At 43.3% G+C, this 14,041-nt stretch carries 24 protein-coding genes; 23 read left to right on the forward strand and 1 reads right to left on the reverse strand.

Annotation, left to right across the window (positions count from 1 at the left end; all coding sequences use genetic code 11):
• The first annotated feature begins 189 nt into the window (after positions 1-189).
• The 13 genes from MKP07_RS09280 (at position 190) to MKP07_RS09335 (ending at position 6,637) form a co-directional block, all read left to right on the forward strand.
• Entirely contained in the window at positions 190-741 is a 552-nt protein-coding gene (locus tag MKP07_RS09280) for a helix-turn-helix domain-containing protein (RefSeq protein WP_240846954.1), read from the forward strand.
• Between the two features lie 94 nt (positions 742-835).
• Positions 836-1,390, forward strand: a complete 555-nt coding sequence (locus MKP07_RS09285; protein ID WP_240846955.1) for a heavy-metal-associated domain-containing protein — start codon at positions 836-838, stop codon at positions 1,388-1,390.
• 25 nt (positions 1,391-1,415) lie between these two features.
• The gene (locus tag MKP07_RS09290; RefSeq protein WP_240846956.1) at positions 1,416-1,631 is read left to right on the forward strand and encodes a hypothetical protein; all 216 of its coding nucleotides are present in this window, start codon (positions 1,416-1,418) and stop codon (positions 1,629-1,631) included.
• 23 nt (positions 1,632-1,654) lie between these two features.
• Entirely contained in the window at positions 1,655-2,458 is an 804-nt protein-coding gene (locus tag MKP07_RS38115) for an HAD-IC family P-type ATPase (protein ID WP_262919226.1), read from the forward strand.
• Positions 2,452-3,249 (forward strand): HAD-IC family P-type ATPase, encoded by a 798-nt coding sequence (locus MKP07_RS38120; protein WP_317235794.1) that lies wholly within the window; start codon positions 2,452-2,454, stop codon positions 3,247-3,249. Before MKP07_RS38115 ends, MKP07_RS38120 begins: the two co-directional genes overlap by 7 nt.
• A 105-nt stretch (positions 3,250-3,354) precedes the next feature.
• A complete protein-coding gene (locus tag MKP07_RS09300; protein ID WP_240846957.1) occupies positions 3,355-3,567 on the forward strand; it encodes a heavy-metal-associated domain-containing protein in 213 nt (70 codons plus the stop codon).
• Positions 3,568-3,588: 21 nt separating this feature from the next.
• Complete coding sequence (locus MKP07_RS09305) at positions 3,589-3,813, forward strand: heavy-metal-associated domain-containing protein (protein WP_240846958.1); 225 nt, start codon at positions 3,589-3,591, stop codon at positions 3,811-3,813.
• Between the two features lie 27 nt (positions 3,814-3,840).
• Complete coding sequence (locus tag MKP07_RS09310; protein WP_240846959.1) at positions 3,841-4,203, forward strand: DUF3347 domain-containing protein; 363 nt, start codon at positions 3,841-3,843, stop codon at positions 4,201-4,203.
• Positions 4,204-4,334: 131 nt separating this feature from the next.
• On the forward strand, positions 4,335-4,994 hold the full coding sequence (locus MKP07_RS09315; protein WP_240846960.1) for a multicopper oxidase domain-containing protein: 660 nt from the start codon (positions 4,335-4,337) through the stop codon (positions 4,992-4,994).
• On the forward strand, positions 4,976-5,155 hold the full coding sequence (locus MKP07_RS09320; RefSeq protein ID WP_240846961.1) for a cupredoxin domain-containing protein: 180 nt from the start codon (positions 4,976-4,978) through the stop codon (positions 5,153-5,155). The genes MKP07_RS09315 and MKP07_RS09320 overlap by 19 nt, the downstream gene beginning before the upstream one ends.
• Positions 5,152-5,238, forward strand: coding sequence for a cupredoxin domain-containing protein (locus MKP07_RS09325; protein ID WP_240850723.1), 87 nt, complete (start codon positions 5,152-5,154; stop codon positions 5,236-5,238). Before MKP07_RS09320 ends, MKP07_RS09325 begins: the two co-directional genes overlap by 4 nt.
• Complete coding sequence (locus MKP07_RS09330; RefSeq protein ID WP_240846962.1) at positions 5,238-5,807, forward strand: cupredoxin domain-containing protein; 570 nt, start codon at positions 5,238-5,240, stop codon at positions 5,805-5,807. The genes MKP07_RS09325 and MKP07_RS09330 overlap by 1 nt, the downstream gene beginning before the upstream one ends.
• Positions 5,804-6,637: a multicopper oxidase domain-containing protein gene (locus tag MKP07_RS09335; RefSeq protein ID WP_240846963.1), complete on the forward strand. Its 834-nt coding sequence runs from the start codon at positions 5,804-5,806 to the stop codon at positions 6,635-6,637. Before MKP07_RS09330 ends, MKP07_RS09335 begins: the two co-directional genes overlap by 4 nt.
• 63 nt (positions 6,638-6,700) lie before the next feature.
• Here the strand turns inward: MKP07_RS09335 and MKP07_RS09340 are convergent, their stop codons facing one another.
• The gene (locus tag MKP07_RS09340) at positions 6,701-7,591 is read right to left on the reverse strand and encodes a DMT family transporter (protein WP_240846964.1); all 891 of its coding nucleotides are present in this window, start codon (positions 7,589-7,591) and stop codon (positions 6,701-6,703) included.
• Positions 7,592-7,781: 190 nt separating this feature from the next.
• Here MKP07_RS09340 and MKP07_RS09345 point away from each other — a divergent pair, with 190 nt between their 5' ends.
• From MKP07_RS09345 to MKP07_RS42325, 10 genes are all read left to right on the forward strand, one after another.
• Positions 7,782-7,997: a hypothetical protein gene (locus MKP07_RS09345; RefSeq protein ID WP_240846965.1), complete on the forward strand. Its 216-nt coding sequence runs from the start codon at positions 7,782-7,784 to the stop codon at positions 7,995-7,997.
• Between the two features lie 47 nt (positions 7,998-8,044).
• The gene (locus MKP07_RS09350; protein WP_240846966.1) at positions 8,045-8,947 is read left to right on the forward strand and encodes an aminotransferase-like domain-containing protein; all 903 of its coding nucleotides are present in this window, start codon (positions 8,045-8,047) and stop codon (positions 8,945-8,947) included.
• Positions 8,944-9,093, forward strand: a complete 150-nt coding sequence (locus tag MKP07_RS09355) for a hypothetical protein (RefSeq protein ID WP_240846967.1) — start codon at positions 8,944-8,946, stop codon at positions 9,091-9,093. The genes MKP07_RS09350 and MKP07_RS09355 overlap by 4 nt, the downstream gene beginning before the upstream one ends.
• A gap of 156 nt (positions 9,094-9,249) precedes the next feature.
• Positions 9,250-9,576 (forward strand): DUF2200 domain-containing protein, encoded by a 327-nt coding sequence (locus tag MKP07_RS09360; protein ID WP_240846968.1) that lies wholly within the window; start codon positions 9,250-9,252, stop codon positions 9,574-9,576.
• 326 nt (positions 9,577-9,902) lie between these two features.
• Complete coding sequence (locus MKP07_RS09365) at positions 9,903-10,223, forward strand: RNA polymerase sigma factor (RefSeq protein WP_240846969.1); 321 nt, start codon at positions 9,903-9,905, stop codon at positions 10,221-10,223.
• Positions 10,205-10,618 carry a sigma-70 family RNA polymerase sigma factor gene (locus tag MKP07_RS09370; protein WP_240846970.1) on the forward strand — a complete coding sequence of 138 codons (414 nt, stop codon included), beginning with the start codon at positions 10,205-10,207 and terminating at the stop codon, positions 10,616-10,618. Before MKP07_RS09365 ends, MKP07_RS09370 begins: the two co-directional genes overlap by 19 nt.
• Before the next feature lie 234 nt (positions 10,619-10,852).
• Complete coding sequence (locus tag MKP07_RS09375) at positions 10,853-11,536, forward strand: FecR family protein (RefSeq protein WP_317235977.1); 684 nt, start codon at positions 10,853-10,855, stop codon at positions 11,534-11,536.
• Positions 11,537-11,761: 225 nt separating this feature from the next.
• Complete coding sequence (locus MKP07_RS09380; RefSeq protein WP_240846972.1) at positions 11,762-11,977, forward strand: hypothetical protein; 216 nt, start codon at positions 11,762-11,764, stop codon at positions 11,975-11,977.
• A complete protein-coding gene (locus MKP07_RS09385; RefSeq protein ID WP_240846973.1) occupies positions 11,977-12,720 on the forward strand; it encodes a carboxypeptidase-like regulatory domain-containing protein in 744 nt (247 codons plus the stop codon). Before MKP07_RS09380 ends, MKP07_RS09385 begins: the two co-directional genes overlap by 1 nt.
• 14 nt (positions 12,721-12,734) lie before the next feature.
• On the forward strand, positions 12,735-14,027 hold the full coding sequence (locus MKP07_RS42325) for a SusC/RagA family TonB-linked outer membrane protein (protein ID WP_394803549.1): 1,293 nt from the start codon (positions 12,735-12,737) through the stop codon (positions 14,025-14,027).
• The last annotated feature ends 14 nt before the right edge of the window (positions 14,028-14,041 follow it).

Below are 14,041 nucleotides of genomic sequence, written 5' to 3' on the forward strand. Positions count from 1 at the left end.
AGCACATGAACGAGCATAACTGGTGTCGGTTGGTTTATAGGACTATCTTTAACTAACTACCCTTAGCTGTTGTAAGCGGATGCAAAATATCTGAAAAGGATACTACCGTATGTACTTGGAACCAATAATGTATATTGCAGTAAGCAATGCAGCCGCAATGTATGTACAGGCTACAATGACGGAGTTAATATGAACACAATTTTTGTTAAAAACATGGTTTGCAACCGCTGTATTATGGTGGTGCAAAGCGAGTTGGAAAAGCTGGGTTTGAAAGTTGTTGACATCAAACTTGGAGAGGTGAGCGTTGAAAAAGAGCTCACCGCTGAAGAAAAGATCAAACTGGAAAAAGCATTGTTGTCATTTGGCTTTGAGGTGATTGATGACAAAAAAGCCCGGATTATTGAAAAGATCAAGAATGTAATTATTAACCTGGTTCATTACCAAGACAATGATATTAAAACCAATCTTTCTGAAGTATTGAGTAAAGAACTGCACCAGGACTACAACTACCTGTCTCACCTGTTTTCGGAAATAGAAGGCACTACTATTGAGAAATATTTCATTGCACAAAAAATAGAAAAAGTAAAGGAACTGCTGGTTTACGATGAGCTGTCTTTAAGTGAAATAGCCTTCCGTCTCAATTATTCAAGCGTAGCTTACTTAAGCAACCAGTTCAAAAAAACAACGGGATTAACTCCCAGCTATTTTAAGCAAATCAGGGAAAAAAGAGAAAACCCTTAGATGAGGTATAAATCTTACAAATCAAATACATAATTACACAATAGCTGCCACGGCTTCTCTTGCGACCTTTATTAAATAAAATAAAGCAAGAGATATGACTGCAAATACTATTCAGGAACCCGTTTACATCCCGTTGGAAGATGTTGAAAGCGAACACTGTGCGCTTATTGTAGAAAAAGGATTAGCCCAGGTAAAAGGCGTAGAAAGCCATAAGGTAGAGCTTAATAACCGAAGAGCTGTTATTACAGTGAAGGATAACGAAGTGGTTGCTGATGCTGTGAAAGCCATCAAAGACCTCGGTTACGGGGTCTCTACCGCTAAGAGAACATTCCCTGTGTTGGGCATGACCTGCGCTTCCTGTGCGGGCAGCACCGAAAGTATCGTAAAATACCAGGAGGGGGTGGCTAGTGCATCCGTAAACTTCGCTACCGGCAATCTTACGGTTGAATATTTGCCCAATATAACCGATGCTTCCAAATTGCAAAAAGCTGTTCAATCTATTGGCTACGACTTGTTGGTAGAAGACGAAGCCCGGCAGCAGGAAACACTGGAAGCCATCCACGAAGAAAAATTTCGCAAGCTAAAAAACAAAACGATTTGGGCAATATTGTTGTCGCTGCCGGTAGTAGTAATCGGTATGTTTTTATGAATGTGCCTTATGCTAATGAAATAATGTGGCTGTTTGCTACACCTGTAGTATTGTGGCTGGGCAAAGATTTTTTGTTAACGCATGGAAACAAGCCAAACACCGGTCGGCAAATATGGATACATTGGTAGCATTAAGCACGGGGATTGCTTATTTGTTTAGCGTATTCAATGTATTGTTCCCGGCTTCTGGCACGAGAGGGGCCTGCACGCGCATGTATATTTTGAAGCAGCTGCTGTTGTAATTGCGTTTATTCTTTTAGGAAAATTGCTCGAAGAAAAAGCCAAGGGCAACACTTCTTCAGCTATTAAAAAATTAATGGGTCTGCAACCCAAAACAGTACTGGTAGTACGGGCTGATGGAACAGAACAACAGGTAGCTATTGAGGAAGTGCAGGCTGGTGACATGATACTGGTTAAACCAGGAGAGAAAATTGCGGTAGATGGCATCGTAATATCCGGCAGCTCCTATGTAGATGAAAGCATGCTGAGCGGTGAACCTGTTGCCGTACTAAAAAAGGAGAACGAAAAGGTATTTGCGGGAACTATTAACCAAAAAGGAAGCTTTAAGTTTAAGGCGGTAAATGTGGGGAAAGAAACCATGTTAGCCCATATTATTAAAATGGTACAGGAAGCCCAGGGTAGTAAAGCGCCGGTACAAAAACTGGTAGATAAGATAGCCGGTATTTTCGTTCCGGTTGTAATAGGCATTGCTATCCTCACATTTGTACTGTGGCTGATTTTAGGTGGCGAAAATGGAATAGTACAGGGACTGCTGGCTGCTGTTACGGTATTGGTTATCGCCTGCCCTTGCGCATTAGGGCTGGCTACTCCCACAGCCATTATGGTCGGCGTAGGTAAAGGCGCCGAAAAGGGAATCCTAATAAAAGATGCGGAAAGCCTGGAGTTAGCCAAAAAAGTAAAAGCCATTGTGCTTGATAAAACCGGCACTATCACCGAAGGACGGCCCAGGGTTACCGATATCCAATGGCTGAACCATGATGATACTGCCCGGAATATTTTACTGGGAATTGAGAAACAATCGGAACACCCCTGGCAGAGGCGGTGGTGAAACAGTTGGATGAGGTTGTAGCTGCTTCTCTACACTCATTCGAAAGTATTACTGGTAAAGGAGTAAGAGCTGTTTATAACAAGGAAAACTATGTAGTAGGCAATAAAAAGCTATTGACTGAAAATAATATCGTTATTGGTGATGAGCTTTTAAGCTATGCGGATGAGTGGGGCCAACAATCCAAAACTATTATCTGGTTTGCCAATAGTAAACAGGCACTGGCTGTTATTGCTATTGCCGATAAAATCAAAGAAACATCGGTGGCAGCGATTGGCCAACTGCAGGATATGGGCATAGAGCTATACATGCTTACCGGTGATAACGAGGCCACAGCAAAAGCTATTGCACAGCAAACGGGCATCAAACATTACAGGGCAGAAGTATTGCCACAACACAAAGCCGATTTTATAAAAGAACTGCAGCAACAAGGCAAAGTGGTAGCAATGGTGGGAGATGGGATCAATGATAGCACGGCACTTGCTACAGCAGACGTAAGCATCGCCATGGGCAAAGGCAGCGATATTGCGATGGACGTAGCGAAAATGACAATCATTTCTTCCGATCTTACTAAAATTCCGCAAGCCATTCGTTTGTCAAAACAAACAGTTAGTACGATTAAACAAAACCTGTTCTGGGCATTTATTTATAACCTGATCGGCATACCTCTGGCCGCAGGTATTCTTTATCCCATCAACGGCTTCTTATTAAACCCCATGATCGCAGGTGCGGCAATGGCCCTAAGCAGTGTGAGCGTAGTAGGCAATAGCCTTCGTTTGAAATGGAATAAATAACCAGGGGGAATTCTGTCATCTCCAAATCTTATAAATTAAACAGGAAATAACATAACAGCGATCATTGAAAACTGATCCAATTTTGTAATATTAAAATAAGAAGAAATGAAAGAGGTAACCATTCTTATACCAGATATGCAGAGCGCACATTGCCAGGCAAGAGTGAACAATGCTGTAAAAGCAATAGAAGGCACTCAAATTAGCAAACTGGAAGCGGGGCAAATAACCGTTTCGCTGTCTTCAGATAGCGATAAAGAGAAAATAGTTGTGGCTATTGAAAAAGCAGGTTACAGCGTTCCCTTAAAACATGAACTATAATAAAATTAAAAAATCAGTAAAATGGAAAATAAAGAGTTTCAGTTCAAAACAAATATTAATTGCGGAGGTTGTGTAGCATCAGTAACCCCCCACCTCAACAACGCGGCAGGCATCTGCGAATGGAATGTAGATACTACTAATAAAGATAAAGTACTGACAGTTAAAACGGAAGGAGTTACCCGTGATCAGGTATTGGATTTGATTAAAAAGGCAGGATTTAAAGCTGAGCCATTGGTCCGGGAGTAAAATATTCAATAATAAAAATATAAAATTATGAAGAAGTTATTTTTTGCAACAGTAGTAATGTTATTGAGTTTTTCAGCATTTGCCCAAAACACAAGCGCATTGTTGAATGATTATATCAAGGTAAAAGACGCCCTGGTAAATGGCGATGGTAAAACCGCAGCACAGGCTGTCAATGCATTACACCAGTCCTTAAAAAACGAAGGAAGCTTTGCACAAAAAGATGCATTACTGAAGGCAACCGATAAATTAAGTAAGGCTGGTACCATTGAAAAGCAGAGAGCAGCATTTAATGATGTTTCCACAAATATGTGGCAATTGGTAAAAAAATCAGACAAAGTAGGTCATGCGATACACTACCAATACTGCCCGATGAAAAAGCATATTGGTTAAGCAAAGAAAAAGAGATTAAAAACCCTTATTATGGTACTGCTATGCTTAACTGCGGCAAAGTAGCTGAAACAAAAGAATAGCCGTAAACGAGGCATCCTCATTCTCAGAATATATCACGTAGATCGTAAATTATGTTTTTAAAAAAGTTATTATCGTTAGCATTGCTGGCAATCGGTATTTCTCAAATCGCTGAAGCTCAAAAAGTAGTTCGCTACGATTTGTATGTAAAAGACAGCACGGTTAACTATGCCGGAAAGGAGAAAAGAGCCATAGCTGTAAACGGGCAAATACCGATGCCCACCTTGGAGTTTACCGAGGGGGATACCGCAGAAATTGTGGTGCATAACCAGCTAAAAGAAGGCACTTCCCTGCATTGGCATGGCGTATTTCTGCCTAATAAAGAAGATGGGGTGCCATTTCTTACACAAATGCCTGTTGCCCCGGGGAGCACGTACACGTACAGGTTCCCCATTATCCAGAACGGTACACATTGGTACCACTCTCATTCGGGTTTGCAGGAGCAAATAGGCATGTATGGCAGTTTTATTATGCATAAAAGAGCCGGAGATAAAACAGTTAGAAAAGGGATTGATGATCTGCCTGCTGTTCCGGTTATAATCAGCGAATGGACCAACCTGAAACCTGAAAATGTGCATCGTATGCTACATAATGCAAGCGATTGGTTTGCTATAAAAAAGGCGCCACGCAAAGCTATGCTGAAGCTATTAGAAGCGGTCATTTTAAAACCAAGCTTACTAATGAGTGGAAGCGTATGCTGGCTATGGATGTGAGCGATGTATATTATAACAAAGTGTTGTTAAACGGGAAGAACGTAACCGAGCTAAAAAGTATTGATGGCAGGCCGCTCAAGGCAGGCGATAAAGTTCGCTTGCGTATATCGAACGGGGTGCCTCCTCCTACTTTTGGTTGCGCTACGCAGGCGGAAAAATGACCGTAGTGGCAAATGATGGAAACGATGTAGATCCCGTAGAGGTAGACCGGTTGATTATTGCGGTGTCGAAACGTATGACGTAGTGATTACTATTCCCGAAAATGGAAAAGCTTACGAATTTATGGCTACTACAGAAGACCGAACCCAGTCCACCAGTTATTTTATTGGCGATGGTGCAAAACAATTAGCAGGGGCTATGCCGCGCCTCAAGTATTTTGAGGGAATGAAGATGATGAACGATATGATGAAGATGAATGGCGACCTGGACGATATGGGCATGAATATGAGCCTCAACCAGATGGATATGAACGTTGTAATGTATCCAGAGATAACGGGCCCGGAAAAGAAGAAAAATAAAGAGCCCGGATCCCATGATCAAATGGCCTCGATGAAGCAGGATACTGCTTTAGCGGGGCATCAAATGCAGGGCGATGAAAATACCAGCCGTTATAATGCCAATGCGCTAAGCAAAATAGTAACACTCAACTATTCCATGCTTCAGTCGCCCAATACCACTTCGCTTCCGGCTGATGCACCGGTTAAAGAGCTAAAATTTACACTCAGCGGAAACATGAACCGCTATGTATGGAGCATGGATAACCGGGTGCTTTCAGAAAGCGATAAGATACCGGTAAAAAAGGAGAGGTATTGAGGATCACCATTTACAATAATTCCATGATGCGGCACCCGATGCACCTGCATGGCTTCGACTTCAGGGTGATCAACGGGAAGGGCGAGAAGTCGCCATTAAAAAATGTACTGGATATTATGCCGATGGAAACGGACACCATTGAGTTTTTGGCTAATGAAGAGGGAGACTGGTTTTTCCATTGTCATATACTATATCATATGATGGCAGGCATGAACCGCGTTTTTGCAGTGGATGACTATAAAAACCCGCTCCTTCCCGATAAAGCAAAAGCCTATAAAATGCTGCAGCGCGAAAGCAATATGCCACACTTTATGATTCAGAACGATTTTGCTACCAATGGCAACGACGGTGAGCTGATGCTGATGAACGCTCGCTGGAGCCTGGGAACAGAATGGCGTTTAGGATATAATAATATGCATGGTTACGAAGTGGAAACGCACCTGGGGCGCTATATAGGAAAAATGCAATGGCTGATGCCATTTATAGGATTTGACTGGCGTTACCGGAAAATGGGAAAAGACGAGCATGAGAAAAACATCTTTGGGCAGGTAAATAAAAAGGACAATAGAGCTGCGGTAAGCCTGGGGGTGATGTACACCCTGCCTATGTTGGTAAATGTGCAGGCAGAAGTGTACCACGATGGTATATTCCGGTTATCGCTGATGCGCGAAGATATACCGGTTTCGAAAAGATTACGGGCCGGGTTTATGGTAAACTCCGACCTGGAGTATATGGCCGACCTGCGTTATATTATTACACGAAATATGGGTGTTCGTACCCACTACGATAGCGATATGGGATTTGGAGCCGGAGTTTTGATCAATTATTAACCATCGCAAAAAGAAATCTTAGAGCCAGGTCCCCATTAGGCCTGGCTTTTTTAATATTGTTTTTCATTTTCCATACCTTTTCGATCCCGCTACACAAGCTATTACGCCAATTGTCACCAGCAATATACCCCAGCTTACCTGTTCCTGCAATATAAAAGCCGCCAGTGCCAGTCCGAAGAAGGGTTGCAATAATTGTAATTGACCTACCGATGCCGCGCCGCCCTGCGCGAGGCCTTTATACCAAAATACAAAGCCTATGAACATGCTGAATAAAGACACATAGCCCAAGCTGATCCACGCACCGGCATCTATATTTTCAAAAGTCCGTGGCATGTAAATAAAGGATAATGGTGCCATAACCGGCAGCGCAAGCAACAGCGCCCAGGAGATGACCTGCCAGCCGCCCAGGGTTTTGGAGAGTTTGGCGCCTTCGGCATAACCCAGTCCGCATACGATAATAGCCGCCAGCATCAGCAAATCGCCTACCGGAGAAGCCGTAAGTCCCTGTGCAACAGCATAGCCAATAACCACCAAGCTGCCCATAATAGAAAACACCCAGAACAAAGGCTTAGGACGCTCACCCCCTCTCCATACACCAAAGAGTGCCGTGGCAAGAGGGAGTAGTCCTACAAAAACAATAGAATGAGCCGAGGTAATATGTTGTAAAGCTAATGCGCTTAGTAACGGGTAGCCTAATACAACACCCAGCGCAACAATAAGCAACGGAATAACCTGCTTGCGGTTCGGCCGCTTTTCTTTAAAAATACTTAGCGCTGCCATAGCCAGCAGCCCTGCAATGGTAGCGCGCGAAAAAGTAAGGAACAAAGGACTAAAACCCAGTATCGCCAGTTTTGTGGCCGGCAAAGATCCGCTAAATAATAAAACACCAATAAAGCCATTGAGCCATCCATGGGTAGCCGCTTCTTTTGCCGGTGTAATGCTTATATCATTCATGAAGTTGATTTAAAAAACAAAGCTCGGTAAAGGACACAGATAAACACAGTCACAGTTTTTGTTATTTTGACGGACACAGTTAGCTTTGCAGGGTGAAGAAAGAATTTTTATATAACGAAATAGCAGGTAACATTGCCCACCAGATCCGGAACGGTGTTTAAAAACCGGCGACCGCCTGCCGTCGGTGAGGATGTTAAGCACGCAACATGGAATAGGCGTTAATACTGCCAAAAGAATATTCCTCGAACTGGAGGCGCAATCCCTGATAGAGTCTAAACCAAAGTCGGGATATTTCGTAAGCATGCCGGGTTATATGAAGCTGCCGTTACCCGAAGCCAGCAGGCCTTTGGCTATCGCAAAAACGCAGAACCCGATCAGCTCATTAATAGTGTTTATTCTAATATAGCTCATAAAGAACTTACGCTTTTTTCTATTGGTGTACCCTCGGGTGATTTGCTGCCACTGGCCAAGCTAAAAAAGGAAATTGTTGCAGCTACCCGTGAGCTCAAAGATGGGGGCACCGAGTACGAGCCTTTACAAGGCAACGAGAAGTTAAGAAGAATGATCGCCGCCCGCTCGCTCAACTGGGGCGGACGTTTAAAACAAAACGACATTATCACCACCAATGGCTGTATGAATGCGCTGGCCCTGTGCCTCATGGCGGTAGCTAAACCCGGCGATACCCTGGCATTGGAAAGTCCTTGTTATCCCGGCATTTTGCAACTGGCTGTTAGTTTTGGTTTAAAGGTTTTGGAGCTACCTACACATCCGGTTACGGGAATAGATATGGATGCTTTTAAAAAGCTGCTGGCTAAAATAGATCTATGCCTTCTGGTTCCCAACTTCAATACGCCTCTGGGTTATTGTATGCCCGATGCGCATAAGAAAGAAGTGGTATCCATTTTAGCGCAACACAATATTCCATTGATTGAGGACGATACCTATGGCGATCTGCATTTTGGCGCGGAGCGACCTAAATGTTGTAAGTCTTTTGATAAAGAAGGTAATGTATTATGGTGTGGTGCTGTTTCCAAAACATTGGCTCCAGGTTACCGGGTGGGGTGGGTTGCTCCGGGAAAATATAAAGAGCAGATATTGAGAATGAAGTTTATTCAATCTTTATCTGCTACTACTATTATTCATGAGGCGGTTGGTAATTTTTTGCTTACCGGCAGGTACGACAACCATCTTCGCCAGCTTCGTAGAACTTTGCAGGATAATTATAACCAGTTTGCACAGATTATCGCTAATTGTTTTCCTCAGGGCACTAAAATCAGCCAGCCTCAGGGTGGCCTTGCTTTATGGGTGGAGTTTCCAAAGCAAATAGACACAGCTGAATATACAACGATGCCTTGAAAAAGCGCATCAGCATTGCGCCGGGAAGAATATTTACATTACAAAACCAGTTTCAAAACTGTATCCGGCTTTGTATCGGCCTCCCCTGGACGGATAGCCTGGGAACCAAATTGCAGCAGTTGGGCAAGCTGGCCTGTAACTTATAGAAGCTTGTAGCAGCCCCGTAGCCGGGATTCATGTCCTCACGAATCAGGAAGCAGGTATCCTTCTCTTTTCAAAACATGCTACAATGCGTATATTTAACATTATTCTGAATATACTTAAGTCTATATCAAATGGATCATTCACAAAGAATATACAAATTGATCTTTGCAGGTGTGTACCCCATGTACATTCAAAAAGCAGAAAAGAAAGGCCGTACCAAAGAAGAGGTAGATGAGATCATCTTCTGGCTTACCGGCTACAATGCCAAAACCCTGCAGCAACAAATTGATAAAAAATCAACCTTCGAAGCCTTTTTCAACGAAGCGCCACAGGTCAATCCTAATGCATCCAAAATAACCGGTGTTATTTGTGGTTACCGGGTAGAAGAGCTCGAAGATCCTATTGTTCAAAAAGCCCGCTACCTGGATAAATTAATTGATGAGCTCGCCAAAGGCAGGAAGATGGAGAAGATACTGAGACAATAAACGCTGATATGGCCTGTCGATAACACTAAACCGTACCGGATACGCTTCAACCGGAAATTTATAAAAACTCCTGTTAACAGCATTCAACCAACAACAATCACATTCTTAATGTAATACAGCGATACTGGGTAATTTTTTCCCAAACTGCATAATTAAAGAAGAGGAGATGGCTAACCAAATTACCCCTAATCCTATGGGTTTATAAAAAGTAACTGCGCAATCGATAGCACAGAAATTAGGCTGGTTTAACGGACAGTTGTATTAGGAATTAATATAACTTCAAAATAAATCAGCGCTTGAATATGGATAAAGCTCAGCTTTTATACTTGCAGAATCGTGTAGCATATGCCCGTGACCAGGCTGCCTATAAGAAGCTGTACCTGTATTTCCATCCTTCTATTTATAAGCTGGCGGCTATTATCGTTCACCAAAAATCTTTGATCGAAGAAATTGTTTCTGATGTAATGATTCGCATTTGGACCATGGAAAACAGGCTGGCGTATATTGAGCATCTAAAATCCTACTTGCTGGTAGCCACAAGAAATACGGCGCTTACCTATCTTAAAAAGTATAAAGAAGAGAATCATCTTGAAATAGAAGAAACATGTGAGACACCTGTAGGGGCGAAATGCCCGATCAGCAGGTAATAGCCACAGAGCTTTCACAGATTATAGAAGCTGCAGTAGCTGCGCTTCCTCCTAAAAGCCAGATGGTTTACCGGCTTATTAAAGAGGAGGGACTTTCTTACAAAGAAGCATGCACCATCCTGGAGATATCGCAGAAAACCCTGGAAGCCCATATGTCTGCTGCTTTAAAAAAGCTCCGGCATACACTGGATGGCTATCTGCTGAAAAAAATTACTGACCGCACTAAGGGTAAATGTTATTTCTGTAGTCTTATAGAAATATACAGGAAAGGAAAATGCAGGAGGAGCGCTTTTTTATATTGTTTACCAGGAAATTGTCGGGCAGTGCCTCCGCGGCTGAGCTGGAAGAGCTGGAGGGCATTTTGGGCCAGCGTCCTGAGTTACGCTTCTTTTTGACGAACTCATAAAGCCTGCATCTCAAAATGATAAGGACCAGGAGCGTGCAGAGATGTCTTACACATCTGACGTAATGAACATGCAGTTGCGCGGCTTGTGGGATAAAAATGCCTACCAACCGGGCAGGCCTGAAGCTAATAAAAAGCCAGTAAAAAAATATCTCATCCCCTGGCTGCGGTCCTGGTTATAGCTGCCGGAATTGGCTTTACCCTGCTAAAACAAAAGCATGCTGATATACCTACCAGCAACGAAACGGCAACAACCAGGCGCTCAAAATCAACAGTAAAGCTGCCGGATGGCACTATTGTAATGCTCAATGCCAATAGCAGCTTAAAATACGACGAGCATTTTAAAACCGACAAGCGGGAGGTAACGCTCCAGGGAGAAGCGTATTTTGATGTAGCCCATGATTCAGGACGGCCCTTCATTATTCATACCCCCACTGCCGATATAAAAGTATTGGGAACTGTTTTTAATGTACGATCATTAAAAAATGGATATTTCGAAACAGCGCTCATCAAAGGAAAAATATCCGTTTTTCTAAAAAACCAGGCCGAAGGAAACTTTGTGCTTAGCCCCGGACAAAAATTAATGGTGCAAAACAGGGCAGATAAACCGGGGACGCGGGGCAAGGCCAGTGTGGTAAAAATTGATTCGATTACCGTGGTAGATAGCCTGATTGCAGAAACCTCCTGGACGCGTGATCAGTTAGTTTTTGCAGATAAACCGCTGGTTGAAATAGCCGCCGAACTGGAAAATATTTTTGATGTAAAAATTATATTCCGATCTGATAAATACAAGCAGATACGCTATAACGGTTCTTATAATGATGCGGATCTGGACGAAATATTGGAGATCATTAACATGTCTAAACCCATAAGGTATCACCGGGAAAAAGATACAGTTTTCATAGAGTAGTTCATTAAACCAAAAACTTTTAAACGAAATAGTATGAGTAAAAAATAAACGAAGAAAAAAGTCATTTTAAAAAAGGAGAATGCTAGCACATTCTCCTAAGTAATTGTCCACTAAAGCGTCAACTTCAGTGGTCTTGATTCATTAACTCAAAACAAATATATGCAAAATTGCACTTGCTATAAAGCGAGGGCTGTACGCCTGTGCTTTAGGAAAATCTTCTTTTTCATGAAATTATCTCTTCTGTTTCTCGGCCTGGCACTGCAGGTTTCTGCTACCAACTATGGGCAAACTATCAGCCTTAGTGAAGAGCAGGTATCATTAAACGAGATATTTAAAAAAATTGAAAAAAATCTCCTTACCGCTTTTATTTTTCCAGCGATGTATTGCCTCAAAAACATTTTACCTCTGTTTACGCAAACAAGGCCAGCCTGGAAGATGTAATGAACAAAATATTAACCGGGGTAAATCTTTCCTGGAAGTTGCTTTCGGGTAATAGGGTGGTTATTGCTGAAAAGCTGCCTTTGCTGGCACAGGATGCTACGGTAAGAACCATTACCGGGTTGGTAACAGACAATACCGGGGCGCCTTTAGAAAACGTATCAGTTGTAATCAAAGGAACAAGTGCAGGCGTGGTAACATCCGCAACGGGCAGATTTTCTATTAATGCGAACGAAGGTGATGTGCTGGTGTTTTCACGCATTGGATACCAGGAGCAGGAGATAACAGTTGGTGCACAGGATACCATAGAGCTTGTGTTGCAGGCAGCCCAGGGCAGTTTAACAGAAGTTATAGTGGTAGGCTATGGTGTGCAGAAGAAGGGAAGCTTAACCGGCGCATTGCAAACGGTAACCGGAAACCAGTTGAGAGATATTACCACTCCTTCGGTGGAGAATATGTTGAATGGTAAGGTGTCGGGCGCATTTGTGGCACCAGGCTCCGGCCGCCCGGGATCAAGAGGCGCAGTGGTTATCAGAGGCCAGGCCACTTTAAGCGGCACTACTAGTCCTTTGTGGGTTATTGATGGGGTAATTGTAGGATCAGGCGCAGGCGATTTGAATCCGGATGATATTGAAACCATGACCATTCTTAAAGATGCCGCGTCTACTGCCATTTATGGATCGCAGGGTGCCAACGGCGTAGTTGTAGTAACAACAAAAAAGCAAGGGCCGGCAAAACAAGTGTAAGCTATTCAACCCGCATGGGTGTAAGCACGCTCACCAACGGTAACCTGAAAATGATGAACGGATCGGAACTGTACGACTATTATGCGTCATTTGCCAATGCAGGCACCATATCTTTCCCACGCTGGAATGCTAATTTACGCAACAGTAATTTTGATTGGTGGGATTTGGCCGTACAAAACGGGTTCACTCAAAACCACAACGTTTCCATTGCCAGCGGAACGGAGAAACTACAGTCTTACCTCTCTGTTGGCTACTACGATGAAAAAGGAGCGGTAAAAGGCTACGATTATACACGCTATAATGCGCGGCTTACACAGGTGTATAAACCATTTAAATGGCTACAGGTGAAACCTGCCGTTGTAGGCTCTTACCGGCATGTAAAAAACCGCGAGTATTCCACCACAGCAATGTACTCCAACTTTCCCTGGGATAGCCCATACGATTCTGCGGGCAACCTGGTGGGACATCGTTCCAGTCGCTGGGTAAATAGTGCCGGAACCAATTACCTATATGATTTGCAGTGGGATCATTCCGAAAATAAAAACTACGAATTAATGGGTAACCTCGACTTTGAGGCAAAGCTTACCAACTGGCTTACTTTTTCTTCCGTAAACAGTTACCGGTACAATACTTATTCAGCAAGTGGCTATAGCGATCCCCGCTCCAACTCCGCTTTAAATGTAAAAGGACGCTTAACAGATTATAGAGACGAATATGCAAGACGTTATACCAACCAGATGTTCACGGTGAACAAAACCTGGGACAGGCATGTTTTGTATGCTGTTGCCGGTTACGAATTTAACGACTACTATGCCAAAACGCTCGACGTTTACGGTACCGGCTTTATCCCCGGGTTTGAGGTACTGGATGTAGTGGCGAAGCCTGAGCGTACAAAAGGAAATATTAACGAATGGGCCGTTCAATCTTACTTGTCTAAAGCAAACTACACCTACGATAACAGGTACCTGTTGGAAGCTTCTTTGCGCAGGGACGGCGCTTCTAACTTTGGAGACAATGCCAAGTATGGCAACTTCTTTTCGCTTAGTGCGGGCTGGAACATTAATAAAGAACGCTGGTTTAATGCCGACTGGGTAAATATTTTAAAACTGCGTGCTTCTTACGGTTCTGCAGGTAACCGACCCAATACCCTGTATCCGCAATACAGTCTTTATTCTGTATCAACAGCCGCCAGCTATAACGAAGATCCGGGTGCGCTGATTAGCCAGATCGGCAATAAAGACCTTACCTGGGAGCGAACCTATACTACTGGTGTAGGTGTAGATGCGGCTTTTTCAGCAACCGGTTAAGATTAACGCTGGAC

Origin of the sequence: Paraniabella hibiscisoli (assembly GCF_022512515.1) — a bacterium.
Taxonomy (GTDB): domain Bacteria; phylum Bacteroidota; class Bacteroidia; order Chitinophagales; family Chitinophagaceae; genus Niabella; species Niabella hibiscisoli.